The 25,520-nt window shown below is 76.0% G+C and carries 19 protein-coding genes; 3 read left to right on the plus strand and 16 right to left on the minus strand.

The genetic code is table 11. The annotated features are described in order from the left end of the window. Positions 1-194 precede the first annotated feature (194 nt). The 8 genes from ACF1AK_RS06055 to bldG all read right to left on the minus strand — a co-directional run bounded on the left by ACF1AK_RS06055 (position 195) and on the right by bldG (position 12,656). Positions 195-1,406: a DNA polymerase III subunit delta' gene (locus ACF1AK_RS06055; protein ID WP_391497559.1), complete on the minus strand. Its 1,212-nt coding sequence runs from the start codon at positions 1,404-1,406 to the stop codon at positions 195-197. A gap of 140 nt (positions 1,407-1,546) precedes the next feature. After that, entirely contained in the window at positions 1,547-4,951 is a 3,405-nt protein-coding gene (gene tmk / locus ACF1AK_RS06060) for a dTMP kinase (RefSeq protein ID WP_391497560.1), read from the minus strand. A 225-nt stretch (positions 4,952-5,176) separates the two neighbouring features. Beyond that, positions 5,177-8,059, minus strand: coding sequence for a type I DNA topoisomerase (gene topA / locus ACF1AK_RS06065; protein WP_391497561.1), 2,883 nt, complete (start codon positions 8,057-8,059; stop codon positions 5,177-5,179). A gap of 415 nt (positions 8,060-8,474) precedes the next feature. Further along, positions 8,475-8,948, minus strand: a complete 474-nt coding sequence (locus ACF1AK_RS06070; RefSeq protein WP_391497562.1) for a DUF3592 domain-containing protein — start codon at positions 8,946-8,948, stop codon at positions 8,475-8,477. Positions 8,949-9,174: 226 nt separating this feature from the next. Next, on the minus strand, positions 9,175-10,707 hold the full coding sequence (locus tag ACF1AK_RS06075) for a methyltransferase (protein ID WP_391497563.1): 1,533 nt from the start codon (positions 10,705-10,707) through the stop codon (positions 9,175-9,177). A 188-nt stretch (positions 10,708-10,895) separates the two neighbouring features. After that, positions 10,896-11,585, minus strand: coding sequence for a small secreted protein (locus ACF1AK_RS06080; RefSeq protein ID WP_391497564.1), 690 nt, complete (start codon positions 11,583-11,585; stop codon positions 10,896-10,898). Between the two features lie 132 nt (positions 11,586-11,717). Further along, positions 11,718-12,137 carry an ATP-binding protein gene (locus tag ACF1AK_RS06085; RefSeq protein ID WP_391497565.1) on the minus strand — a complete coding sequence of 140 codons (420 nt, stop codon included), beginning with the start codon at positions 12,135-12,137 and terminating at the stop codon, positions 11,718-11,720. Between the two features lie 177 nt (positions 12,138-12,314). Next, positions 12,315-12,656, minus strand: a complete 342-nt coding sequence (bldG, locus tag ACF1AK_RS06090; RefSeq protein WP_344342978.1) for an anti-sigma factor antagonist BldG — start codon at positions 12,654-12,656, stop codon at positions 12,315-12,317. 222 nt (positions 12,657-12,878) lie between these two features. On the opposite strand from bldG, the gene ACF1AK_RS06095 reads away from it, so the two are divergent. Next, positions 12,879-15,518 carry a DEAD/DEAH box helicase gene (locus tag ACF1AK_RS06095; protein WP_391497566.1) on the plus strand — a complete coding sequence of 880 codons (2,640 nt, stop codon included), beginning with the start codon at positions 12,879-12,881 and terminating at the stop codon, positions 15,516-15,518. Here the strand turns inward: ACF1AK_RS06095 and ACF1AK_RS06100 are convergent. The 7 genes from ACF1AK_RS06100 to ssd all read right to left on the minus strand — a co-directional run bounded on the left by ACF1AK_RS06100 (position 15,513) and on the right by ssd (position 21,199). Next, on the minus strand, positions 15,513-15,983 hold the full coding sequence (locus ACF1AK_RS06100; protein WP_391497567.1) for an Rv3654c family TadE-like protein: 471 nt from the start codon (positions 15,981-15,983) through the stop codon (positions 15,513-15,515). The genes ACF1AK_RS06095 and ACF1AK_RS06100 overlap by 6 nt on opposite strands. After that, a complete protein-coding gene (locus ACF1AK_RS06105; protein WP_391497568.1) occupies positions 15,971-16,405 on the minus strand; it encodes a TadE family type IV pilus minor pilin in 435 nt (144 codons plus the stop codon). The genes ACF1AK_RS06100 and ACF1AK_RS06105 overlap by 13 nt, the downstream gene beginning before the upstream one ends. Continuing rightward, on the minus strand, positions 16,395-16,661 hold the full coding sequence (locus tag ACF1AK_RS06110; protein WP_391497569.1) for a DUF4244 domain-containing protein: 267 nt from the start codon (positions 16,659-16,661) through the stop codon (positions 16,395-16,397). The genes ACF1AK_RS06105 and ACF1AK_RS06110 overlap by 11 nt, the downstream gene beginning before the upstream one ends. Positions 16,662-16,698: 37 nt before the next feature. Then, positions 16,699-17,493: a type II secretion system F family protein gene (locus ACF1AK_RS06115; RefSeq protein ID WP_391497570.1), complete on the minus strand. Its 795-nt coding sequence runs from the start codon at positions 17,491-17,493 to the stop codon at positions 16,699-16,701. Then, complete coding sequence (locus ACF1AK_RS06120; RefSeq protein ID WP_391497571.1) at positions 17,490-18,593, minus strand: type II secretion system F family protein; 1,104 nt, start codon at positions 18,591-18,593, stop codon at positions 17,490-17,492. Before ACF1AK_RS06120 ends, ACF1AK_RS06115 begins: the two co-directional genes overlap by 4 nt. Positions 18,594-18,734: 141 nt before the next feature. Next, complete coding sequence (locus tag ACF1AK_RS06125) at positions 18,735-20,075, minus strand: TadA family conjugal transfer-associated ATPase (protein WP_391497572.1); 1,341 nt, start codon at positions 20,073-20,075, stop codon at positions 18,735-18,737. Then, a complete protein-coding gene (ssd, locus tag ACF1AK_RS06130) occupies positions 20,075-21,199 on the minus strand; it encodes a septum site-determining protein Ssd (RefSeq protein WP_391497573.1) in 1,125 nt (374 codons plus the stop codon). The genes ACF1AK_RS06125 and ssd overlap by 1 nt, the downstream gene beginning before the upstream one ends. Before the next feature lie 832 nt (positions 21,200-22,031). On the opposite strand from ssd, the gene ACF1AK_RS06135 reads away from it, so the two are divergent. Continuing rightward, positions 22,032-22,850 (plus strand): HAD family hydrolase, encoded by an 819-nt coding sequence (locus ACF1AK_RS06135; protein WP_391498030.1) that lies wholly within the window; start codon positions 22,032-22,034, stop codon positions 22,848-22,850. 409 nt (positions 22,851-23,259) lie between these two features. On the opposite strand, the gene ACF1AK_RS06140 is transcribed toward ACF1AK_RS06135, so the two are convergent. Continuing rightward, positions 23,260-24,180, minus strand: a complete 921-nt coding sequence (locus ACF1AK_RS06140; RefSeq protein WP_391497574.1) for an oxidoreductase — start codon at positions 24,178-24,180, stop codon at positions 23,260-23,262. 218 nt (positions 24,181-24,398) lie between these two features. On the opposite strand from ACF1AK_RS06140, the gene ACF1AK_RS06145 reads away from it, so the two are divergent. Then, positions 24,399-25,406, plus strand: a complete 1,008-nt coding sequence (locus ACF1AK_RS06145) for an ATP-binding protein (protein ID WP_391497575.1) — start codon at positions 24,399-24,401, stop codon at positions 25,404-25,406. The last annotated feature ends 114 nt before the right edge of the window (positions 25,407-25,520 follow it).

Here is a 25,520-nt window from a genome sequence, read left to right on the forward strand (position 1 = left end):
GGCTCGCACACGCGTGTGCCCGGCGCGTAACGCACGTTCACTCGAAGGTGGGACGCCGGAGGGAGGCGACAGGCCGAATGACGCCCCCGGCGGCGGACGGGACCGGAGCGAGGACGGCTCGGCCCGCCCCGGCGGCGGACCGGCGCGACGGCTCAGCCCAACCCGACGCCGGCTCGGCCCGACCCGGCGGAGGCTCAGCCCGCGCGCAGCGCCACGGTCATCGCCTCGACGGCGAGCAGCGGGTCGACGTTGCGGTCCAGCGCCCGCCGGCAGGCGAGCACCGCCTCGATCCGGCGCAGCGTGGACTCCGGCGGACCGGCCTGGGCGACCCGGTCCAGCGCCGGCCGCTGGTCCTCGTTGGCCAGCGCGCCGGTCGAGCCGAGCTGGAGCGCGAGGACGTCCCGGTAGAAGCCGAGCAGGTCCAGCAGGGCGACGCCGAGGGTCTCGCGGCGGGTCCGGGTGGCCCGGCTCTTCTGCCGCTTCTCCAGCTCCTTGACCGCCCCGGCCATGCCGCGCGGTGCCTTGCTGCCCTCGGCCGCGCCGTACGCGGCCCTGAGGTCGTCGGTCTCCTTGGCGTCCTGGGTCTCGGCGAGCGCCTCGGCGTCGGCCTTGGCGGTGTCGACCAGGCGCTGGGCGGCGGCGAGGCAGCCGCCGATGTCGCCGACCTCCAGCGGGATCCGCAGCACGTCGGTGCGGCGGGTCCGGGCCTGCTCGTCGACGGCCAGCCGGCGCGCCCGCTCGACGTCGCCCTGGCCGGCCAGCGCGGCGAGCCGGGCGGTGTGCGGCTCGACGCCGTCGCGCCGCACCAGCATGTCGGCGACCGCCTCGGCGGCCGGGGTGCGCAGCACCAGCAGACGGCAGCGGGAACGGATGGTCGGCAGCACGTCCTGCACCGAGGGGGCGCAGAGCAGCCAGACGGTGCGCGGGGACGGCTCCTCCACGCCCTTGAGCAGTGCGTTGGCGGCGGCCTCGGTGAGCCGGTGGGCGGCGTCGACCAGGATCACCGACCAGCGGCCGCCGGTCGGGTAGCTGGAGGCGCGCAGCACCAGGTCGCGCATGTCGCCGACGCCGATGGACAGACCGTCGGTGCGGACGTACTTCACGTCGGCGTGGCTGCCCGCGAGGACGGTGTGACAGCCGTCGCAGAAGCCGCAGCCGGGCGTGCCGCCGAGCGCGAGGTCGGGGCTCGTGCACTGGAGCGCGGCGGCGAAGGCCCGCGCGGCGGTGGTCTGGCCGGCCCCGGGCGGGCCGGTGAACAGCCAGGCGTGCGTCATCAGCGAGGCGTTGCCGCCCGCCTGCGGCTCGGCGCCGCGCCCGGCACCGACGATCGCCCCGGCCGCCCGGGCGGCGGCGGTCAGCTGCTCGACCACCCGCTCCTGGCCCACCAGGTCGTCCCAGACGGCCACTGCTGCTCCCAAGCTCGCTACGGACTACCGCTCCCGCCGTCGAGCATACGTGGCGGCTACGACGGCCCGGGCCGGGCGGGAAGCCGGGCCGGAAGGCCACGCGGGAGGCGGGAGGGGAAGCCGGGACAGGAGGCCGGCCGTCAGCTCCGGCGGCCCCAGCGGCGGCCCTTGCCCTTGCCGTCGCCCTGCCCGCCCTGCCCGCCCTGGCCGCCCTGGGCACCCGGTCCGCCCGCGCCGCCGGCGTCACCCCCGCGGTCGGCGCCGCCGGAACCCGGACGGTCGTCCTGGCCCCAGCGGGCCCACTCCTCGCGCGAGCCGAGCAGCGTGTCGGTCAGGCTCGGCAGGTCGTCCATCGGGGTCTCCTCCGCCCAGTCCGGGCGCGGCCGCTGATCGGCGGCGGGCCCGTCCTGCTGCGGGTCGACCACCGGAAGCTCACGGGTGCGCTCCACCGGGCGCTCCTCGGTCTCCGGCCGCCCGGTGCCCGGCGACCCGTCCCGCCAGGTGTCCCGGGGCGTGCGGCCGGCCGGGGCGCCCGGCTCGATCCGGGGCAGCACGGCCGTCGAGTCGGCGTCCTCCGCCGGGATCCGCGGCAGCACCGCGGTCTCGTCGGCCGCCGGCCCCTCCGGCACCACCGGCAGCTTCGCGGTCGCCGTGAGGTCCGCCGCGCCCCGGCCCCGCAGCGAGAGCTCCTGGGTCACGTCGTCGCCGTGCCCGGTCCGCGGCTCCGCCGCCCCGGTGTCCCGCACGGCCCGCAGTTCGGTGGTCGCCGCGTCGTCCGGCGCGCCCGCGCCACCCGGCGTCCCGGCCCCGGCCGCAGCCCCGGCCCCGGCACCCGCGCGCTCCGCCGCCTCGGCGGCCGCCGCCGCAGCCGCCGCCAGCGCGGCGGCCTGCGCCAGCCTGGCCTCCTCGGCCCGCTGCAGCGCCTCCTCCGCCCGGCGCCGCTGCTCCTCGCGCGCCAGGTCGCGCTGCCGCTGGAGCTCCGCCCGGGCGGCCGCCTCCTCGGCGAGCCGCTTGCGCTCGGCCTCCTCGGCCGCCTTGCGCGCCTCCTCCTCGGCGCGCCGCTTCGCTTCCTCCTCCGCGCGGCGGCGGGCCTCCTCCTCGGCCTTCTTCCGGGCCTCCTCGGCCGCCTTGCGCGCGGCCTCGGCGGCGGCCCGCTCGGCCTCCTCCTTGGCCAGCCGCTCCTTCTCCGCCTGCTCGGCCCGCAGCTGTGCCAGCACCTCCTGGCGCTTGCGCTCGGCGGCCTCCTCCTCGGCGCGCTTGCGGGCCTCCTCCTCGGCCCGGCGGCGCGCCTCCTCCGCCGCCTTGCGCTCCTGCTCGGCACGGGCGGCCTTCTCCTGCTCGGAGAGCGGCAGCTCGCGGTCGAGCCGGTGGCGGATCGAGGTGGTGACGACACCGGGCGCCTGGCTGCCGTCGACGACGAGGTAGCGCGCCGGATCGGCGGCGGCGAGCGCCAGGAAGCCGGAGCGGACCCGCTGGTGGAACTCGGTCGGCTCGGACTCCAGCCGGTCCAGCGCCTCGGTGAAGCGCTCCCGGGCCCGGGTCGGGTCGACGTCCAGGACGACGGTCAGGTCGGGCAGCAGCCCGCCGGTCGCCCAGCGGGAGATCCGGGCGACCTCGGTGGCGGCCAGGTCGCGGCCGGCGCCCTGGTAGGCGATGGACGAGTCCATGTACCGGTCGGTGATGACCACCGCGCCGCGGGCCAGCGCCGGGCGGATCACGTTCTCGACGTGCTCGGCCCGGTCGGCCGCGTAGATGAGGGCCTCGGCGCGGTGCGAGAGGCCGGTGTTGCCGACGTCCAGGACCAGCCCGCGCAGCCGCTGGCCGACCGGGCTGCCGCCGGGCTCGCGGGTGAGCACCACCTCGTGGCCCTTGCCGCGGATCCACTCGGCGAGCGCCTGCGCCTGGGTGGACTTGCCGGCGCCGTCGCCGCCCTCCAGGGCGAGGAAGAAACCGGTGCCCGCCCGGTGCGGGGCCGGGCCGGTGGCGCCGCGCACCGCGTCCGCCAGGTCGCGGCCGAACGGGACGGTGCCGCGCCGGTCGTCGGTGCGCAGCAGCACGACGGCGGCCAGCACCAGGGTGAGCAGTCCGGCGGTGGCGACCGCGAGGGCCGCGCCGCCGTGGATGAAGGTGAACGCGCCGGGCTCGGCCGTGCCGTACTCGACGTCCCCGTAGGCGGCGGCGATCAGCGGGACGCCGACCAGCGCGGTGCCGACGACGACCCGCAGCACCGCGTACAGGTGCTCGGTGACCCGGGGCAGCCGGACCTCCTCGACCTCCTGGGCGAGCAGGGTGCGGCCGGTGGAGATCACCACTCCGGCGGCCAGCGCGGCCAGCACGGTGAGCAGCAGAACGAGCACGAAGTCCGCCACCAGGCCGGCCAGGATCAGCGCGACGCCCTCGGTGATCAGGGCGAGCGCGAGCAGCCGGCGGCGGGAGAGCGCGGGCAGGACGGCCCGGGTGAGCCGGATCCCGAGCGCGGGGACGCCAGTGGCGGCCAGCGCCAGCAGGCCGTAGCCGATCGGCCCGGCGCCGTGCTCGACGGCGGTCAGCAGGGACAGCGCGGCGACGCCGGCCATCGTGGCGTACCCGGCGGAGACCGCGAAGGTGAAGTAGGGGGCGGAGCCGGTGCGGCCCTTGGCGAGGGCGGGTCCGGGGGACGCGTCGGTCGGGGCGCGCAGGCCCCGCAGCGGCGGGACCGGCTGCACCCGGGCCGGGCCGCCGGGCAGCTCCTGGAGGTGGACCCGGGCGGCCGAGACGGCGAACAGGGCGGCCGCGCCGAGGGCGGCGAAGGTGGTCTGGTGGGCGCGCAGCCAGTCCGAGCCGAGGGCGGCGAAGACGTTGTTGAGCAGCGTCAGCGCGATCAGCGCGGCGGCGCCGAGCGGCACGGTGGCCCAGCCGGTGCGGTGGTCCAGGGTCCGGACGGTGTCCAGGTTGGCGGCGGACGGGCGCCGCTCGGCCACCGGGGCGTACACGTCGGCGGGCGGCAGCAGCCCCGGGACGGCGGCGGCCCGGGCGATCGCCCAGACCCGTTCGGCGGCGCCGGTCAGGAAGACGGTGGCGAGCAGGATCCAGGTCGCGGCGCCGGAGGGCTCCTGACCGGAGCCCAGCCAGACGATCCACCAGGGGGCGACGCCGATCAGCACGGCGCGCAGCGCGTCGGCCCCGAACAGCGTCCAGCGCCGGTCGAGCTTCCCGTTGAGCAGGCCGTGCACCGGGCCGAGCAGGGCGGCGCCGACCAGTCCGGTGGCGGCCAGCCGGGTGGCGAGGACGGCGGCGACCGCGAAGGCGAGGCTGCGCGGCAGGTCGCCGAAGGAGCGGCCGAGCACGGCGGCGACCACGGTGAGCACGAGCAGCACCAGCAGGCCGAGCCGGTCGGCGGTGCCGCCGATCAGCTGGGTGATCCACAGCCGCCGGAAGGGGCGCAGCCGCAGCAGCGCCCGGATCCGCTCGCCGGCGGTTCCGGCGGGCGCGGTCTCCGGCCGGTCGGGCGTGCCGGTGCCGGCGGCCGCCGCGGCGCTGGGGGTGGGCTGCTCCTCGCTCGTCATACGGTCAGCGTAGCGGTCGGGGCACGGCGCAAAAGAGGGGAGCGCGGCTCCGGAAGGACCTCGCCACCGGGTTGTGACGATCCGCGCACGACCCTGTCACGCCGGTCCCCGGGCCCGGCCGGGGACGGGCGGGGGCGGCCGGGGCACCGGCGGGGACCGGCGGGGGAAACGGTCCGGGCCCGCGCCGCCGGAGCGGACGCGGGCCCGGGTGCGACCGACCGGGGGTCAGCCCTCGTCGGTGGCGGTGGTCTTGCTCGCCGCGGTCTTGGCCGTGGTCTTCTTGGCCGCCGCCGTCTTGGTGGCGGCCTTCTTCGTGGTGGTCTTCTTCGCCGCCGTCTTGGCCGCCGTGGTGGTCTTCTTGGCGGCGGTCTTGGCCGTGGTCTTCTTGGCCGCGGCCTTCTTGGCGGGAGCCTTCTTCGCCGTCTTCTTCACCGGCCCGCGCGCCCGCTTCTCGGCGAGCAGCTCGTAGCCGCGCTCGGGGGTGATGGTCTCGACCGCGTCGTCCTTGCGGAGCGTGGCGTTGGTCTCGCCGTCGGTCACGTACGGCCCGAACCGGCCGTCCTTGACCACCACCGGACGCTCGCTGACCGGGTCGGTGCCCAGCTCCTTGAGCGGCGGCGCGGCGGCGGCCCGGCCGCGCTGCTTGGGCTGCGCGTAGATCGCCAGCGCCTCCTCCAGCGTGACCGTGAACAGCTGGTCCTCGCTGGTGAGCGAACGGGAGTCGGTGCCGCGCTTGAGGTACGGGCCGTAGCGGCCGTTCTGCGCGGTGATCTCCACGCCCTCCGGGTCGACGCCGACCACGCGCGGCAGCGAGAGCAGCTTCAGCGCGTCCTCCAGCGTGACGGTGTCCAGCGACATCGTCTTGAAGAGGGAGGCGGTGCGCGGCTTGACCGCGTTCTTGCCGGTCTTGGGCGTGCCCTCGGGCAGGATCTCGGTGACGTACGGGCCGTAGCGGCCGTCCTTGGCGACCAGCATGTTGCCGCTGACCGGGTCCGCGCCGAGCTCGTAGTCGCCGCTGGGGCGGGCCAGCAGCTCCTCGGCCAGCTCGACGGTCAGCTCGTCCGGCGGCAGCTCGTCCGGGATGTCGGCACGCTGGCCGGGCTCGCCCTCGACCTCGGAGGCACGCTCCACGTACGGGCCGTAGCGGCCGACCCGCAGGGTGATGTCGTCGCTGACCCGGAACGAGCTGATCTCCCGGGCGTCGATCGCGCCGAGGTCGGTGACCAGCTCCTTCAGGCCGCCCAGGTGGTCGCCGTCGCCGTTGCCGGCCTCGGCGGCGCCGCCCGCGGCCGCGCCCTCGCCGGCGCCCTCGCCGAAGTAGAAGCGCTTCAGCCACGGCACGGACTGCGCCTCGCCAGCCGCGATCCGGTCGAGGTCGTCCTCCATCTTCGCGGTGAAGTCGTAGTCGACCAGCCGGCCGAAGTGCTTCTCCAGCAGGTTGACCACGGCGAAGGAGAGGAACGACGGCACCAGCGCCGTCCCCTTCTTGAAGACGTACCGGCGGCCGATGATGGTATCGATGATCGAGGCGTAGGTGGAGGGGCGGCCGATCTCCCGGTCCTCCAGCTCCTTGACCAGCGAGGCCTCGGTGTAGCGGGCCGGCGGCTTGGTGGCGTGGCCCTCGGGGGTGAGCTGCTCGGCGGCCAGCGGGTCGCCCTGGGCGACCTGCGGCAGCCGGCGCTCGCGGTCGTCCAGCTCGGCGTTCGGGTCGTCGGCGCCCTCGACGTAGGCCTTGAGGAAGCCGTGGAAGGTGATGATCTTGCCGGAGGCGGAGAACTCGACGTCCCGGCCGTCGGCGGCCCGGCCGCCCACCTTGACGGTGACCGACTGGCCGACCGCGTCCTTCATCTGGGAGGCGACGGTGCGCATCCAGATCAGCTCGTAGAGCTTGAAGTCGTCGCCGCTCAGGCCGGTCTCGGCGGGGGTGCGGAAGCGGTCGCCGGACGGGCGGACCGCCTCGTGCGCCTCCTGCGCGTTCTTCACCTTGGAGGCGTAGGTGCGCGGCGCGTCCGGCAGGTAGTCGGCGCCGTACAGCTGGGTGACCTGCGCGCGGGCGGCGGCCACGGCGGTGTCCGACAGCGTGGTGGAGTCGGTGCGCATATAGGTGATGAAGCCGTTCTCGTACAGCTTCTGGGCCACCTGCATGGTCCGCTTGGCGCCGAAGCCCAGCTTGCGGCTGGCCTCCTGCTGGAGGGTGGTGGTGCGGAACGGCGCGTACGGCGAGCGGCGGTAGGGCTTGGACTCGACGCCGCGCACCGAGAACGCGGTCTGCTCCAGGGCGGCGGCCAGCGCGCGGGCGGCCTGCTCGTCCAGGTGCAGGGTGTTGGCGCTGCCCGCCTTGAGCCGGCCGTCCTGGCCGAAGTCGCGGCCGCTGGCGATCCGCCTGCCGTCGACGGCGATCAGCCGGGCGCCGAAGCTCTCCGGGTTGGCCGCGTCGGCCGGGGTGCGGCCGGTGCCGAAGGTGCCGACCAGGTCCCAGTACGAGGCCGAGCGGAACGCCATCCGCTCGCGCTCGCGCTCGACCACCAGCCGGGTCGCGACCGACTGGACGCGGCCGGCCGACAGCTTCGGCATGACCTTCTTCCAGAGCACCGGCGAGACCTCGAAGCCGTAGAGGCGGTCGAGGATGCGGCGGGTCTCCTGGGCGTCGACCAGACGCTGGTTCAGCTGGCGCGGGTTGGCCACCGCCTCCTGGATGGCGGTCTTGGTGATCTCGTGGAACACCATGCGGTGCACCGGCACCTTGGGCTTGAGCACCTGCTGCAGGTGCCACGCGATGGCCTCGCCCTCGCGGTCCTCATCGGTGGCGAGGAAGAGCTCGTCGGACTCCGCGAGGAGCGACTTCAACTTGCTGACCTGGGACTTCTTGTCCGCGTTGACCACGTAGATCGGAGCGAAGTCGTGGTCCACGTCCACCCCGAGGCGGCGCACCTCGCCGGTGTACTTGTCCGGGACCTCGGCCGCCGTGCTCGGCAGGTCGCGAATGTGCCCGACGCTCGCCTCGACGATGTAGCCGGGGCCAAGGTAGCCCTTGATCGTCTTCGCCTTGGCCGGCGACTCGACAATGACGAGTCGCTGTCCGTGCGCGGTCTCGCTGCTCGGGGACACCTTCGCTCTTCTCTCCCGGTCGTTACGTGAGCTGGTCGGCGCTGGCAGCACGGGCTGCGCTCCGCCCGACCCCTCCACCGTCCCGGGGCTGCCGCTGTACGACGACCCCACCAGCGGAGTGTGACCGTACCCCGGCCACCCTTGTCAAACGGACGGATCCCGCGATTTCACCGGCAAGGCCGACCGACGCCACTCGAACGGTAACCCGACGGCGACGGATCGCGCCCTGCGGAGGGGGGCTTCGGCGGGTTTCGAAGGATGGAATGACGGATTTCAAAATCTGTCAACGGAATATCCGGCCCGGATGCGGCCGGGGCGGGACGGGCCGACGCCAGGGCGAGGCGGGGCGGGCGGCGCAGCCGGGGCGAGGCGAGGCGGACGGGGGCGAGGGGGCGGGGGCGAGGGGGGTGGGCGGCTACCGGGCGACGAGCAGCAGGAGCGCCCCGGCGCCCAGGCAGCCGAGGCCGAGCGCCGTCCACAGCAGGTCGGCGACGACGGTCCGCGGGCCGGACTCCTCCGGTGCGAGCACCGCCAGGCCGGGGCGGCGGGGGTCGTAGGCGATCCGGACGGAGGTGCCCGGTACGAGCCGGGGCGGGCGACGCAGCGGGGTGTGGCCGCGCGGACGGGTCAGCACCAGCTCGCACGCCTCCACGGCCAGGGCCCCGGCGCCGGGCGTTCCGACGGCCGTGTGCTCGGTGGCGAAGGAGAGCAAGGGTGCGCTGTCGAGCTCGCCGTGCGCGTCGGACTCCGCGACCACGGTCGCGACGGCCGGCCGGCCTCGGCGGCGCACGCGGTGGCGCAGGCGCACTTCGGCGGCGCACCAGAGCAGAAGTGCGCCGCCGAAGAGAGCGAGTACCGCGCCCCCCGCCGTCGCCGTCGTCGTGTCCACCCCAACCGCCCCCAGCTCTGTCCACAGCCTGTGGACAGAGCTTCACAGCCCGGGGCCAACGAGAGGCAGAGACTCGGCGAACGGCCGACGAACCGGGGGAAGCCGGAACGTGAACCGGACCGGGTCCTCCTGGACTCCGGGGCTCCGGCCGTCGGGTCTCGGACCGTCGGAACTCAGATCGCCGGGGCTCGCCGGCTCCCGGACCGCCGGGGCCCGGACGACCGGCTCAGACCACCGGGCGGATGAACCCCTGCTCCGTGAGCAGCCGCAGCGTCTCCGGCGTCCGGTCCCGCAGCACCACCCGGTCCTCGCCGAGCAGTTGGGCGATCGCGTCGACGATCTCGCCCGCCGACAGCGTCCCGTCGCAGACGCCGACGAAGCCGGCACCCACCGTGTCCACCTTGGTGGCCCGGCGCATACCGCGGTTGTGCCGCAGGATCACGTGCTCCGGGTCCTCCGCCCCCGGCGCGCCCACCTGCTCCTGGACCACCTCGTCGGCCAGCACGTACCGCGCCGCCAGCAGACCCGCGTCGTCGTGGGTGCGCAGGAAGTCCTGCCGGTCGAACCACTCCTCGATGTGCGGGCCGAGCGGCTGCTCCACCGGGTGCGGCCACTCCTCCACCCGGACGGTCGGCCGCTCGGCGCCGCTCGCGCGCAGGGTGATCCAGCCGAAGCCGATGCCCTCGACCCGGCCGGCCTCGAAGGCGTCCAGCCACTCGCCGTAGCGCGCCCGGTAGTCGCCGCCGGGGCCGCGGTGGTCACCGCCGTCGCGCAGCCAGAGCTCCGCGTACTGGGCCACGTCCTGCACCTCGCGCTGGACGATCCAGGCGTCCAGCCCGGTGCCGGCCACCCAGCCGGCCAGCCGGTCGTGCCAGTCCTCGCCCCTGACGTGCTGCCAGTTGGCCAGCAACTGGCAGTAGCCGCCCGGCTCCAGGTGGGCGGCGGCCGAGCGGACCAGGCTGCGGCAGAGGTCGTCCCCGGCCATCCCGCCGTCGCGGTAGGTGAACCGGCCGGCCGGGGAGATCACGAACGGCGGGTTGGAGACGATCAGGTCGAACCGCCGCTCCCCCACCGGCTCGAAGAGGCTGCCGGTGGCGGTCTCCGTGTTGTCGAAGCCGGAGAGCGCGAGGGTGAGCTCGGTGAAGCGCAGCGCCCGGGCGTTGAGGTCGGTGGCGGTCACCCGCTGGGCGTGCCGGGCGGCGTGCAGCGCCTGGACCCCGGAGCCGGAGCCGAGGTCCAGCGCCGAGCGGACCGGCCGGCGCACCGTGATGTTGGCCAGCGTGGTGGACGCGCCGCCCACCCCGAGCACCAGGTCCTTGCGGTCCACGCCGTGCGCGGTCTCGCCGGAGCCGATCCCGCCCGCGCCGCCGACCGCGCAGCCCAGGTCGGAGACCACCCAGGCGTCCGAAACGGGCAGCCCGGCGACCTCGTTGGCGTAGGGGCGGATGTCCACGGTGGCGCGCACCAGTTCGCCGTCCGGGCGCAGCCAGCCGTCGGCCAGGCAGTCCTCCACCGGCAGCGCGGCGGCGGCCGCCTTGTACGGCACGGGCTGCTGCAGCAGGAAGAGCCGCACCAGCGTCTCCAGCGGGCTGCCGCCGCGGGTGGCGCGCAGCGCGGGCACCGCCTCGCTGCGGGCCAGCGCCGCGTACCCGGTGGGCCCGAGCAGGTCCAGGCAGCCGTCGGCGGTGTACGAGGCGGCGAGCAGCGCCTCGCGCAGTTTGGCGAGGCGGGTCGGGTCGAGAGCGGGGCTACTGATCACCCCGCCATTGTCCCTCGGGCGGTGCCCCGTGCCCGACGTTCCCGCGCCTCCCCGGCCGCACGCCGACGACCCCCTCGGCCGGCGGCCGAGGGGGCGCGGGGGCGGGGGGTACGGGTGCCCGGGTGCGCGGTGCTCGACGTGCGGGTGCTCGGGCGTTCAGGTGCGGGCGTCCGGTGGGGTGCGGCCGGTCAGCCCGCCGAGGGGGCGGGGGCGCCCGCCGCCGGGCCCGCGCCGTCGGTGGCGCCCGCCGAGGGGGTCTCCGTGGGCGCGCCGGAGGCCGCGTCCGTCGGCGTGGCCGCCGCAGTGCCGGTCGAGCCGGCCGTCGGAGCGGCAGCCGCCGACCCCGGCTTGCACCCCTCCTGCTTGGCCATCGCCGCGCCCAGGTCGCCGCGCTGCAGCTTGCTCTGGGCCTGGGTGGAGAGCGCGGACAGCTGGCGGATCTGGTCGCCCACGCTGCGCAGCCCGTCGGCGAACTTCGACTGGTCGTCGTTGGCGAGCGCGTCCAGCTTCTTCTGGATGTCGAGGTAACCGTCGGCCGCCTTGTTGAGCTCGGCGACGGTGTCCTTCTGCAGGGTCGCGCCGTCGTCCACCTTGGGGGCACCGGCCCCGTCGATGGCCGCGGCGATGTCCTGGTTGGTCTTGGCCAGCCGGCCGATGTCCGCCGAGAGGCGCTTCTGGAGGTCGGCCGGAACCTCCCCGGCCTTCACCTCCGCGGTGTCCGCCAGCGCGGTCTGCGCCTGGGCGATCGGGTCCTTGGCCGCGCCGCACACGTTCGCCGCCCAGGACTCCAGCTGCTTGCTGTTGTCGTCGCCGCAGCCGACGGCGCCGAACGCGAGCAGCGCCCCGAGCACGGGTACGGCCAGCAGTCGCTTGTTCACCGGGAGAAGCCCTTTCGGTTTCGGTCGTCGAACTGCGAACCTACACGGCCGCTGTCCGACTCCCGGTTCCCGCCCGGACCTCCTCCCGCCGCCCGGCGCCGGGCCGCACCGGGCCGCGTCGGGTGCCGCCGCTCAGAGCGCGAGGGCGTCCACCGAGGCGGGCCAGCTCATCCGGATCAGTCCGCCGCCGGCACCGGCGGTGACCTCCAGGTCCTCGACCAGGCCGGTGAGCACCGCGAGGCCGAGGGCGTCCTCGTCCGGCTCGGCGCCGTCCGCCGTGCCGGCGCTCGGGACGGTGTCGAGACCCGCCTCGTCCTCGACTTCGATGAGGAAACGCTTCTGCTGGTCGATCAGGGCGACGCGCACCGCGCCCTTGACGTCCCCGCGCCGGTGCAGGCCGACCGCGCGGGAGCACGCCTCGCCCACGGCGAGCCGCACCTCGTCGAGCACCGACTCGTCGACCCCGGCTCGTCTGGCGACTGCCGCGGCCACCAGCCGGGCCGTCCGCACGTGCTCGGGGAGCGCGCTGAATCGAAGTTCGACGGTTGCCATCTCTTCCCCCTCGGGGTGCTCCGACCGGGGCCGGGCTCACGGCCCCTGCGGGTTGGTGTCGGCCGGCCCTGGGGCGGCCGGACGGGCCGGGGCACGGGGCCCCGGCTCCCGGACGCACAGGGATCGGGCGGGCCGGCCCTCAGAGGCCGACCCGGCCGGATCAGTCCGTCCTGCGGATCAGTCGGTGGCCTGGACCGCGTCGTCCACCGAGTTGTGGATCGGGAAGACCTTGGTCAGACCCGTGATCCGGAAGATCTTCAGAATGCGCTCCTGGTTGCACACCAGGCGCAGCGAGCCCTCGTGGGCACGCACCCGCTTCAGACCGCCCACCAGCACGCCGAGGCCCGTGGAGTCCAGGAAGTCCACGCCCTCCATGTCGACGACGAGGTGGTAGCTGCCGTCGTTGACGAGCTCGACCAGCTGCTCGCGCAGCTTGGGGGCGGTGTACACATCGATCTCGCCGCCAACCTCGACGACCGTGCGGTCGCCGACTGTACGGGTCGACAGGGACAGGTCCACGGAACCTCCAGCACCTTGCCTTGCTACGTCATTGCGATCCCCGGCCGGACGGCCGTCACCGCATGGTCGCGAACCCCGGGCACACCCAGCCAGTGCGTGGCGAGCCTCAGCGCTGCGACCCCCGGCCGTACGGCCGTCACGGCCACATTCAACCACCTGCGACCATGCCCGCACGATGGCTTAGGACGATTCTCCGTCACGCCGGTGACACACTGGGTCCCCATGCCGCCGCGTCACAGCCTGCCCGAGGCACTGCTCACGACCCTGTCCACCACCCGAGGGCGGTCGGACCGGCTCACCCATACGGAGCACCTTCCCGCCCGGCCCGCCCGTTATGCACCGTGGCCCGACTGGATCCGGCCCGAGATCACCGCATCCGCCCAGGCCATGGGTGTCCGCCGGCCCTGGGCCCACCAGACGGAGGCGATGAACCTGGCCAAATCCGGTCAATCTGTGGTGATCGCCACAGGAACCGCCTCGGGCAAGTCCCTCGGCTACCTGGGGCCGGTGCTCTCCGACCTGCTGGACGGCACCGAGGCGCCCAACGGCCGGGGCGCCACCGCGCTCTACCTCGCCCCGACCAAGGCGCTCGCCGCCGACCAGCGCCGCCGGGCCGCGGAACTCGCCCCGCCCCGCGTGCGGGCCGCCCTCTACGACGGCGACACCCCGCCCGAGGAACGCGAGTGGGTCCGCCAGTACGCGTCCTACGTCCTCACCAATCCGGACATGCTGCACCGCGGCATTCTGCCCGCGCACGCCCGCTGGTCCTCCTTCCTCAAGACCCTGCGCTACGTCGTGGTCGACGAGTGCCACGGCTACCGCGGCGTCTTCGGCTCCCACGTGGCCCAGGTGCTGCGCCGGCTGCGGCGGATCTGCGCCCGCTACGGCTCCTCGCCCGTCTTCCTGCTCGCCTCCGCCACCACTGCCGACCCCGCCGTCACCGCCCGGCGCCTCACCGGCCTGCCCGCCGAGGCGGTCTCCGAGGACGCCTCCCCGCGCGGCCCGATGGTCTTCGGGCTCTGGGAGCCCCCGCTCACCGAGAACGTCGGCGAACACGGCGCGCCCGTCCGCCGGACCGCCACCGCCGAGGCCGCCCACCTGCTGACCGACCTGGTCGAACGGGAGACCCGCACGGTCGTCTTCGTCCGCTCCCGGCGCGCCGCCGAGCTCGTCGCGCTGCAGACCCAGGACCAGCTCCCCCGCCCGCTCGCCGACCGGGTCGCCGCCTACCGCGGCGGCTACCTCGCCGACGAGCGCCGGGCCCTGGAGCGCGACCTGCAGTCAGGCCGGCTGCTCGGCCTCGCCTCCACCTCCGCCCTCGAACTCGGCGTCGACATCTCCGGCCTGGACGCCGTCCTGATGGCCGGCTACCCGGGCACCCGGGCCTCGCTCTGGCAGCAGGCCGGCCGGGCCGGGCGCGAGGCCCAGGGCGCGCTCGCCGTACTGATCGCCCGGGACGACCCGCTGGACACCTATCTGGTGCACCACCCGGAAGCCCTGTTCGCCACCCCGGTCGAGGCCACCGTGCTCGACCCGGACAACCCGCACGTGCTCGCCCCGCACCTGTGCGCGGCGGCCGCCGAGCTGCCGCTCACCGATCCGGACCTCGAACTGTTCGGCCCCTCGGCCGCGCCGCTGCTGCCGGTGCTGGAGAAGCGCGGGCTGCTCCGCCGACGCGGCGAGTCCTGGTACTGGACCCGCCGTGAACGGGCCGCCGACGCCGTCGACCTGCGGGGCAGCGGCGGCAGCCCGGTGCAGATCGTCGAGGCGCCGACCGGCCGGCTGCTCGGCACGGTGGACGCCTCCGCCGCCCACACCACCGTGCACACCGGGGCCGTTCACCTCCACCGGGGGCGCACCTACCTCGTCCGGGACTTCGACCTGGACAGCTCGGTCGCCCTGGTCGAGCCCGCCGACCCGCCCTACACCACCGCCGCCAGGGACATCACCTCCGTCTCCGTGCTCTCCACCGACACCACCGTCGACTGGGGCGAGGGCCGGCTCAGTTTCGGTTCGGTGGAGGTGGTCAACCAGGTGGTCGGCTACCTCCGCAAGCGGATCTCCACCGGCGAGATCATGGGCGAGAGCAAGCTCGACCTGCCGCCCCGGACCCTGCGCACCCGGGCCGTGTGGTGGTCGGTCACCGAGGACCAGCTGCTCGACGCCGACATCCCGCCCGACCAGCTGCCCGGTGCCGCCCACGCCGCCGAACACGCCTCGATCGGCCTGCTCCCGCTCTTCGCCACCTGTGACCGCTGGGACATCGGCGGTGTCTCGGTGCCGCTGCACCCCGACACCGGGCTGCCCACCGTGTTCGTCTACGACGGCCACCCCGGCGGGGCCGGCTTCGCCGAACGCGGCTTCCAGCGGGCCGTGCAGTGGCTGACCGCCACCCGGGAGGCGATCGCCGTCTGCGAGTGCGAGCGCGGCTGCCCGTCCTGCGTGCAGTCGCCCAAGTGCGGCAACGGCAACGACCCGCTGGACAAGGCGGCGGCGGTCCGGCTGCTGGACGTGCTGCTCGCCGGCGCTCCCGCGGCCGCCGCGGGGACCGGCCGGGACGGAGCAACCGGACGGTCCGCACCGGCCGCACCGTCGGAGCGGTCAGAACGGTCCGAGCGGTCCGAGCGGGCCGGAGACGACGGTCCGGACGGACCGGACGGACCGGACGGACTGGCTGGACCGGCTGGACCGGCTGGACCGGACCGATCCGACGGGCCGGCCACAATGCCGACGCACGCGGCGGACCCGACGGAGGCGGCCCAGGCAGCAGCCGAGGCGGCCGACGGCGCCGACGCGGTGGCCCGGGCGGCGGAGCGGGGGCCGCAGGCGCCCACCGACGGGGACTCGCCGGGAACCTCATGAGCCGCCCCCGACCGGCCCGGGCCCGCCCAGCGCGGCCCGAGCGTCCTCGTCGGTCGGGGCCACCGGCGCCCTGACCGGTCCGGCCCTGGCCCGCCCCAGGGCCGGACCGACCGGCAGGCGCGGCGGCAGCCCGGTGACGGGCACCTGCGCCACCACCTCGACGGCGTCCTCCTCCCGGTCCACCGCACAGGCGACCATGGTGGCCGCCTGCGCGGCCGCGACGGCCTCGGCCCGGCGGCAGCCGCCGTCCGCGTCCAGCAGCAGCCGGTCGGCCGCCGCGAGCGCCGCCAGGTCGGCGGCGGACTCCGCCCGGTGCCGGGCGCCGACCACCGCGCCCACCGAGAGCGCCGCCGTGCAGGCCAGGCAGCCGAGCAGCACGAAGGCCAGCAGCCAGACCGTCGCCGACCCGGTGTCGGCCCGCCTCGGCGCCGGCCGCGCCCGCGCCCGCAGCCTCAACCCACCCATGGATCCGCACCTCCCTCCGCTCCCCGCAGGGTGTCCTCCCTGGCCGCGACGGCGGTGGCGCTCAGCCGCACCGCGAGCACCTCCGCGAACCGCCCCGGCGCCCCGTAGGGCGCGTCCACGGTGACCCGGACGGTGTCCGGCGCCAGGTCGACCAGGACCGCCGCCCCGGCCGGGGCGGCCGCCCGTGCCACCCCGGCGGCATCCGGCTCGCCGCGCGCGGCCGCCCTGGCACCCGCCCGCGCCGCGTCGACGCAACGGAGCTGGGCGGCCGCCGCGAGCACGGCCCAGACCAGCAGCACGCCCAGCAGCACCAGCGCCGGAAGCGCGACGGCGGTCTCGGCGGTGACGAACCCACCGTCACCGCGCCCGCCGCCGCGCCGCTGCTGCCGCCGGGACGGCCCCGACGGCCGGTCAGGTCGCATGGAGCGCCCGGTCCAGGGCGCCGGCCAGCGCTTCCAGCACGGCCGCGCTGGTCGCCACCTTGTACAGCGCGGCCCCCAGGGCGCACGCGCCGAGCGTGCCGACCGCGTACTCCGCGGTGGTCATCCCCGCGTCCCGGCCGCCCCGGGACCGGCTCCTTCGCCGGATCGTCGTCCGGAGCGCGGTGCGGATCGCCGTCCGGATCCACTGCGGCGCCCCGGGAGCGGCGACGGCCGCGTTCCTGATCGCCAGGTTCATGGGTTCCTCCTTGCATCGAGTCGTGTTCCGTGGTGCGTCACATCACGGACGAGAAGCGGCTGGTGAGCCCCATGACCACCGGGGCGACACCGACCAGGACGAACGCCGGGAGGAAGCACAGCCCGAGCGGCGCCGTCGCGAGCACCCCGGCCCGGCGGACCCGGACGTGCGCCGTCCGGACGGCTTCCGCCCGCCGGCCGCTCGCGAGCCCGGAGAGCGCTGCCGCCGCCGGAGCGCCGCTCAGGCTCGTCCGGGCCAGGCACCGGGCCAGCGGCGCCAACGGCGGGTGCTCCTCGCCGAGTCGCCGCCAGCAGACCTCCGGCGGTGATCCGAGGGCGAGTTCGGCCGCGGTCGACAGCAGTCGCGGACCCATCGGGGCGTCCACGCTCGCGCCGACCGCCGCCACGGCCTCGGCCGGCGAGGCCGCCGATCCCAGGCAGGCCGCCAACAGCTCGGCGGTGAACGGCAGCTGCCGCACCAGCCGCTCCTGCTCCAGCGCGGCCCGCCGCTCCGCCGGGGACCTCGCCCGGGGCATCCACCGGTGCAGCCCGAGCGCGAGCAGTCCGCCCGCCACCAGACCTCCCGGTCCTCCGACGAAGGCCGCCGCCCCGAGCCCGGCCGCCACCGCGGTCGCCGCCCGCCGGACCCGGCCGGGGAGAACGGGACTCCCCCGTGCCGCCGTCCGCCGTCCGGCCCTCCGCTGCCCGGTCGGGCTCCCGGTGCCCAGCAGAGCGTCGGCCCGCCGTCGCGCCCGCCATCGGCGCCGCGCCGGAGCGCCGGCCAGCGCGGCCAGCAGCACCCCCAGCGAGGCCGACCCCGCCAGCCCGCTCATCCGCACCCCACCTCTCCTCGGATCGCCCGGTCAGGCCTGCCGGACCGGCTGCGGATCCGGCTGATCCCGCACCTCCACTCCGCCCCGGGCGGCGAGTTCTCCCGCACCGGCCTCCCCGTCGGCTCCCGCACCGGCTCCCGCGCCCGGGAGGAGCCCAGGGCCCCTTCGCCGGCCGCCCGGACGATGCGGCCGGTCCACACCAGGCCCACCGCCTCCAGGGCCGCGCCCGCCACCAGGGCGGCGAGCCCGGCGGGCGTGTGGAGCAACACCTCCAGCGGTCTGGCCCCGAGTCCCGCGCCCAGCAGCAGTCCGGCGAGCGGCAGGGCCGCGAGGATCGCGACCGTGGTGCGCGGCGCCGCCAGCTCGGCGCCGATCTCCTCCGCCAGGGCCCCCTCCACGCGCAGGGCCTCGGCCACCCCGTCCAGCCCGGCCGCCAGTCCCGACCCGCCGGCGCAGGAGACCTCCCAGCAGGCGGCGACCGCCGCCGCCCCGCTCCCGCCCGGCAGTTCGGCGAGCAGCCGGAACGCGGCGGGCACGTCCCCGCCGTACCGGCCCGCCGCGAGCCGGGCGACCGGCTCGGCACCGACCCGGCCCAGTGCCACGGGATCGGCGGCGATCCGCGCGGTCACCAGGTGCAGTGCCTGCTCGGGCGCCGCCCCTCCGCGCAACTCGCCCGCCAGCGCGGCGCAGAGCTCCACCACGGCCGCCGCCCGGTGCCTCGCCTCCAGGGCCGTCGCGCGTCGCAGCCGCCACCGCCGCACCGGCAGGACCGCGGGAACGGCCGCCAGCACCGGGACGGGCGATCCCGTCACCCATCCGGCCGCCAAGCCCGCAGGCAGGAGCAGCAGTTCGGGCGCGCCGCGGACGGGCCGCCAGAGCCCGGCCGACCACCGCACAAGCGCGGCCGCCGCACCGCCGCCCTCGACCCCGGCGGCACCGGCGGCACCGGCGGCACCGACAGCGCAGGCACCGGAGCCGTCCGCCAGCACCGCCCCGGCCCGGCGCAGGCCCGCCGCCTGCCGCTGCACCCCGCACCACGCCGCCACCGCGGCCCCGCAGAGCACCAGCACCCACACCACGGCCGCCTCGTCACCGGCCATGGACGCCACCTCCCTCGCCGTCGCCCTCACGGCTCCGCTCCCCTCGTCGCCCCGGTCCGCCGCCCGGCCGGAGCAGCAGCAGCGCACCCGCCGCGCAACCGCCCATCAGGAGCGCGAACGCCAGCTCCGCCAGCCCCGCCGTCACGGGCCGCCCTCCTCGACGGCCGCCCCGCGGGCGGCGAGCAGACCGGCCAGCCGCTCCCACCCGGGCCCCGGAACGGTGGCGCCGTCCGCCGTGAACCGCACCGCCGGAGTGGTGACGGCGAGGCCGTGCCGGTCGCCGCCCAGGGTGTGGATCTCCGCGACCCGCCGACGCCCGCCGCCCGGTTCCCGCACCAGGTGCACCACCAGGTCGAGGGCGGCGCGGAGCTGGCTGTGCAGGGCCGGGCGGTCCAGCCCGGCCAGCGAGCCGAGCGCCTCCAGCCGGACCGGCACGTCCGCCGCCGTGTTGGCGTGGACCGTCCCGGTGCCGCCCTCGTGGCCGGTGTTGAGGGCGGCGAGCAGGTCGGCCACCTCCGGCCCGCGCACCTCGCCGATCACCAGCCGGTCGGGCCGCATCCGCAGCGCCTGGCGGACGAGGTCCCGCAGGGTGAGCTCGCCCAGCCCCTCCTGGTTGGGCGGACGGCCCTGCAGGCGCACCACGTGGGGGTGGTCGGGCCGCAGTTCGGCGGAGTCCTCGGCGACGACGATCCGCTCCTCCGGACCGACCAGGCCGAGCAACGCCGCGAGCAGGGTGGTCTTCCCCGTGCCGGTCCCCCCGCTGACCAGCAGCGAGAGCCTGGCCCGCACGACGGCGGCCAGCAGCTCGCCGCCGCGCGGCGGGAGCGCCCCGCCGCTCACCAGCTCCTCCAGGCTGAACGGCCGGGGGCGGCACACCCGCAGCGAGATGTGGGTGCACCCGGCCGCGATCGGCGGCAGGACGGCGTGCAACCGCGTGCCGTCCGGCAGCCGGGCGTCCACCCAGGGCCGGGCGTCGTCGAGCCGCCGCCCGGCCGCCGTGGCGAGGCGGTGGGCCAGCCGGCGCACCGCCTCCGGGTCGGCGAAGCGGACTCCGGCGGCCCGGCGCAGACCACCGCCCCGGTCGAACCAGATCTCCTCCGGTCCGTTGACGAGGACGTCCGTGACGTCGGGCGCCGCCAGCAGCCGCTCCAGCGGGCCCGCACCCACCAGTTCGGCACAGAGCGAGCGCACCGTGTCGAGGACGTCGTCACCGCCGAGCGGCGGCCTGGCGGCGCGCAGGGCGGTCGCCACCGAGCCGGCGGTGGGCGGTGCCCCGGACTCGGCCAGCCGCAGCCGGACGGCGTCGACCAGGGCCGCGGCGCGCTCCTCCCGCGCCGTCCGGCCGTAGGGCGGCGGTCCGGTCCGGGAACCGGCCGCCGGGGCGGCCCCGGGGCCCGGGACGCTCCGCAGCGCCCGCCGCTCGCGCGGGCCGTCTCCGTCACGGCCGGCCCCGGGGCCGGCGGTCCTGCGCAGACGCACCATCAGGAGACACCTCCCTCGACCGCCGGCACCGGCGGCAGCACCTCGTCCAGGAACGCGCCGCAGAAGCGGGCGAGCGGCCCGCCCTCCCGGATCCCGGGCGGCACGCCCTGTTCGAGGTCGACGGCCAGGCCGGGCTCCGGCTCCAGCACCCCGGCGAGCTGCATCCGCAGCCCCCGGGCGACCCGGTGTGCGGGGAGCCCGAGGGGCCCCGGCGGCCGCACCACCGCCCGCACGTCGTCGAGCCGCATCCGCACGGACGCCGCCACCCGGTCGGCGGCCGCCACTGCGCGCAGTTCGGCCGGCACCACCAGCAGCGCCGTGTCGGACTGCTCCAGCGCCTGCCCGGCCGCCGGATCCAGCCGCCGGGGCACGTCGACCACCACCAGCCCGCCCCGGCGCCGCGCGGCGGCCAGGACGCTGCGCATGGCCTCGGGAGGCACCGCGAGGGTGTCGCTGCGGTCCCAGGACAGGCAGGACAGCGTGCCGAGCCGCTTGAGCGCGGGCAGCGCCCGGGCCAGTTCGGCGCCGCTCACCCGGCCCCGGGAGCCGGCGAGGTCGGGCCAGCGCAGGCCGGCGGTCGTCTCGCCGCCGAGCAGGATGTCGAGCCCGCCGCCGAGCGGGTCGCCGTCGACGAGCACGGTGCGCAGGCCCCGGCGCGCGGCGGTGACCGCCAGCGCGCAGGCCAGGGTGGAGGCGCCCGCGCCGCCCCGCCCGCCGAGCACGGCGACGGTGCGCGCGGGGGCGCCGACCCCCTCGGCCGCGTCGGCGACGCGGTCGAGCAGCCAGGCCTCGGCATCGGGCAGGAACAGCACGTGCTCCGCGCCGAGCTGGACGGCCCTGACCCAGACGCCCGCGTCGTCGAGGTCCAGCCCGAGCAGCAGCACCCCGGGTCTGCGGGGCAGCCCGGCGCACTGCCCGGACCGGTCGTCGCCGACCAGGACCAGCGACGCGCTCTCCCAGAGCTCGCGCGGCGGCGGGGCGCGCCGGATCAGCCGCGGCTCGGTGCCGGCCGCCGCGCAGATCCGCAGCAGCTGCTCGGCCAGGCCGTCGTCCCCGGTGAGGACGAGCGGCCCGGCGGGTTGCGGCCCGCCGGCGGTGGCGTGGTCGGTGACGGGCTTCGTCATGGCGGCTCCCCTGTCGTCCTGGTGTCCGGTCGTTCCGGCAACCGCTCGCCGGGACCTCGGTACGGGCCCGGCGAGCGCTGCCGGACATCACGGTGGACGGTGATCCGGATTCCGGGCGCCGGGTTCCGAATCCCTGTGGACAACTCATGGGCTGTGGACGAAAACGTTCACCCACACGGGGGGCTATTGGACAAAGAATTGACGAAACGGCCTCACGGAGATGAACCGCCATACCGGCGCGGCCGGATAGCGTCGTGCGGCCCGCGTGCTCCCCGGGGCAGGTCCGGACCGCATTCCCGACGCAGCGCCAGCCGGAGCGGGCCATGAGCGATGCCCTACGAATGCTCTACGGAGAGTGACGAAAAGGTGCGACCGCCCCCGTTCGCCGACACCCCCTGTAGACGTCACCGCGGCCGGCCGGCAGATCGCCGCCATGGGCCGTTCAAGCCCTGAAAATGGCCCCGGACGTGCGACGACCCCCGCCGGGGGGGAGAGCGGGGGTCGTCTATCCACGGCCCGACTCGGGGGGGAGGAGCCGGACCGGGTTAGCACGGTCGCGAACGATCCGTGACTTCCATGGTGTACCCGAGCGGCCAGAAACACAAACCCGCACGCCCACGAGTACGCCGAATGGCGGGCTGTTTTGCGGCGCCCTCTATCCTCGGTTCCCGTGGACACCACCGAGAACGCCGACGAGCACGCCGACGAGTCCCCGGACTCCACCGCCGCAGCCGCCGCGGCCGACGGGACACCCGGGCCCGACGGGGCGCCCGTGACCGGCGCGCGGCCCGGAACGGCCGGCTCCGGCCCGTCGCAGGCCCGTCCGCCGGCCCTGCGCCCGCGCCCGGCCGGGCCGCGCACCGCCGCCTTCTTCGACCTCGACAAGACGATCATCGCCAAGTCGAGCGCCCTGGCGTTCAGCCGTCCGTTCTACCAGGGCGGTCTGATCAACCGTCGGGCCGTCCTGCGAAGTGCGTACGCCCAGTTCGTCTTCCTGGCGGGCGGCGCGGACCACGACCAGATGGAGAAGATGCGGGAGTACCTCTCCGCACTCACCCGGGGCTGGAACGTGCAGCAGGTCCGCGAGATCGTCGCCGAGACCCTGCACAACCTGATTGACCCGATCATCTACGACGAGGCCGCCTCTCTCATCGAGCAGCACCACGCGGCCGGCCGCGACGTGGTCATCGTCAGCAGTTCCGGCTCCGAGGTGGTCGAGCCGATCGGCACGCTGCTCGGCGCCGACCACGTGATCGCGACCAGGCTGAAGATCGAGGACGGCTGCTACACCGGCGAGATCGACTACTACGCCTACGCCGAGAACAAGGCCGCCGCGATCCGGGAGTTGGCCGAGGTCGAGGGCTACGACCTGGCCGCGTGCTACGCCTACAGCGACTCGTCCACCGACCTGCCGCTGCTGGAGGCGGTCGGCCACCCCTCGGCGGTCAACCCGGACCGGGCGCTGCGCAAGGAGGCGGTGGCCCGCGAGTGGCCGGTGCTGGTGTTCGACAAGCCGGTGGAACTCCGGCGCAGGCTCCCGGAATTCTCGGCCCCGAGCCGCTCGGTGCTGACGGCGGTGGCGGTCGGCACGGCCGCGCTGACGGCCGGGGTCATCTGGTACGCGGCCCGGCGCCGCCGCCCGGCGGCCTGACGACGGGGAGCGGGGAACCGGGCGCCCGGGGCACCCGGGACCACCGACCGTTGGACAAAACGGTAAAAAGCCGAAGACGCCGCTTTTCGGGTTCCCCTTTCGCCCGAAACGCGATACAAATGAAGCACGGCCCGCGAGACCCGGTCAGGACCGAAGAGGTCAAACCGACAACGCAGTTCAGGCCCCACGGACCGCCGTGCAGATGACCGAGCACCCACATGCAGCCGACCCGCTGTCGGGCCGCCGGACCAGACGAACGGGCAGGATCCCCGTCTGATCGGCACTTCCGGTGCATGCATGGTCACCCGGCATCTGTGCCAGCGGCGGCACCTGGCAGGATCAGGTGCCGCCGCATCTCGTTCTCCGCCCCGCGCCGACGAGGTCCCGCCGGCGCGGGGCGTTCGGACGCTCAGACCATGCCGCGCTGCATCGCCTCGCACACCGCCGTGCTCTCCCGCACCCCGAGCCGCAGCGCCCGGCCGCAGTGGCCGATCCAGGCCGCCAGCCCCTCCGGCGTCCCCGCCAGGTACCCGGCCAGGGCTCGCCGGTAGGCGTCGGTGCCCAGCTCCACCAGGCCGACCTCGGCCGGGCAGATCGACTTCGGGTCGAGCCCCTCGGCGATCAGCACGATCCGCTGGGCGGCCCGCGCGATCAGGCCGTTGTACGCACCGAACGGCCGCAGCGCCAGCAGCTCGCCGTGCACCACCGAGGCGACCACCAGGGCCGGCGTGCCGACGCCCTGGCCCTCCGCCCGGGCCACCAGCAGCCGCGAGAGCTGGTCGAGCCGGGAGGCGACCTCCTCCGGGCCGGGCGCCGCGGGCAGCGCCGGCACCGGACCGTCCGCGAGCGCGCCGGCCGGCCCGCCGCCGGGGGCGTGGTCCGCCGCGACGCCCTCCACCGCCTTCAGCTCCAGCGGGAACGGGTCGTCGGCGCCCTCACTCCCCTGGCGCGGACGGCCCGCCGCGGGATCCGTGTCGCCGACCGCCAGCAGGTGCAGCCGGGCCAGCACCTGCAGCGGCGAGTGCCGCCACACGCTCAGCAGCTGGCCGGCCTCGGCGGCGACCCGCAGCGCGGCGCCGACCGTGCGGGCCTCGGGGTCCGCACCGAAGTCGCTGCGCCGCCGGACCTCCTCCAGCGGCCAGTCGGCCCCGGCCAGCGCCGCCGAGGCGCGGGCGCCGCGCAGGGCGGCCTCGGAGGTGACCTCGGCCGCGCGGCGGCGCATCACCCGGTGGCCGTAGAGGCGGTCGACGGCCTTGCGCACCTCGGCCACCGCGTCCGGCACTCCGGGGAGCTGGGCCAACGGGGCGAGGGGATCTGTTCCAGTGCTCACCTACCCGAGAGTAATGACCCGGGCGCCCCGGCCGGAACAGCAACCTCACATCACCCGTTAGAGGCAATCCTCACTTCCCGCCGGCCCATGACCCGAAACCCCCGATAGCATGGCCGCTGTCGAAGACGATAACGATTTCCACCTCGTGGGATCGTCGTCCTCGCCGCGGCGCTCAGCCGCGACCGCGGCGGGCCCAGGAGCGAGAGCCGGAGTCCCAGATGAAGATCGCCTTCGTCGGCAAGGGCGGCAGCGGCAAGACCACGCTGTCCGCGCTGTTCATCCGCCATCTGGCCGCCGCGGGCCGTCCGGTCCTCGCCGTCGACGCCGACATCAACCAGCACCTCGGCCCGGCCCTCGGCCTGACGGACGAGCAGGCCGCCGCGCTGCCCGCGCTCGGGGCCCGGCTTCCCGAGATCAAGGAGTACCTGCGCGGCAGCAACCCGCTGATCCGCTCCGCCGAGGAGATGATCAAGACCACCCCGCCGGGCCGGGGGTCGCGGCTGCTGCGGATCGTCGAGGAGAACCCGGTCTACACGGCCTGCGCCCGCCCGGTCGCGCTCGACGAGGGCTCGGTGCGGCTGCTGGCGACCGGCGCGTTCACCGAGGAGGACCTCGGCGTCGCCTGCTACCACTCCAAGGTCGGCGCGGTCGAGCTGCTGCTCAACCACCTGGTCGACGGCCGGGAGGAGTACGTGGTGACCGACATGACGGCCGGCTCCGACTCCTTCGCCTCGGGCCTGTTCACCCGCTTCGACCTCACCTTCCTGGTCGCCGAGCCCACCCGCAAGGGCGTCTCGGTGTACCGCCAGTACCGGGACTACGCGCGCGACTTCGGCGTGCGGCTGCGGGTCGTCGGCAACAAGGTGCAGGGTCCGGACGACCTGGACTTCCTCCGCCGCGAGGTCGGCGAGGACCTGCTGACCGCCTTCGGGCAGTCGGACTGGGTGCGCCGTCTGGAGCAGGGCGCCCAGCCGCCGCTGCACGCCCTCGAACCGGCCAACCGCACCGCGCTGGACGAGCTGCACTCGGCCGCCGACGCCGCGTACGGTCTGCGGGACCCGCACCGGTACACCGAGCAGGCCGTCCTCTTCCACCTGCGCAACGCCGAGAGCTGGGCCAACGCCAAGGTCGGCACCGACCTCGCCGCCCAGGTCGACCCGGACTTCGTGCTCGGCGGCGGGCCAGCCCTGGCCGGCGAGCCCACCGCCGCCGGCGCGGCGGTCTGAGCCGCAGCCCCGCCGCACCCACCACGGGCCGCGGTCCCCCGCACGGGGACCGCGGCCCGCGCGCGTTCCCGACAGGCCCGCCACCAGCAGATTCCCGTTCGTTCGGCCACCACC

This window comes from Kitasatospora sp. NPDC015120, assembly GCF_043080305.1.
In the GTDB taxonomy this organism is placed as follows: domain Bacteria; phylum Actinomycetota; class Actinomycetes; order Streptomycetales; family Streptomycetaceae; genus Kitasatospora.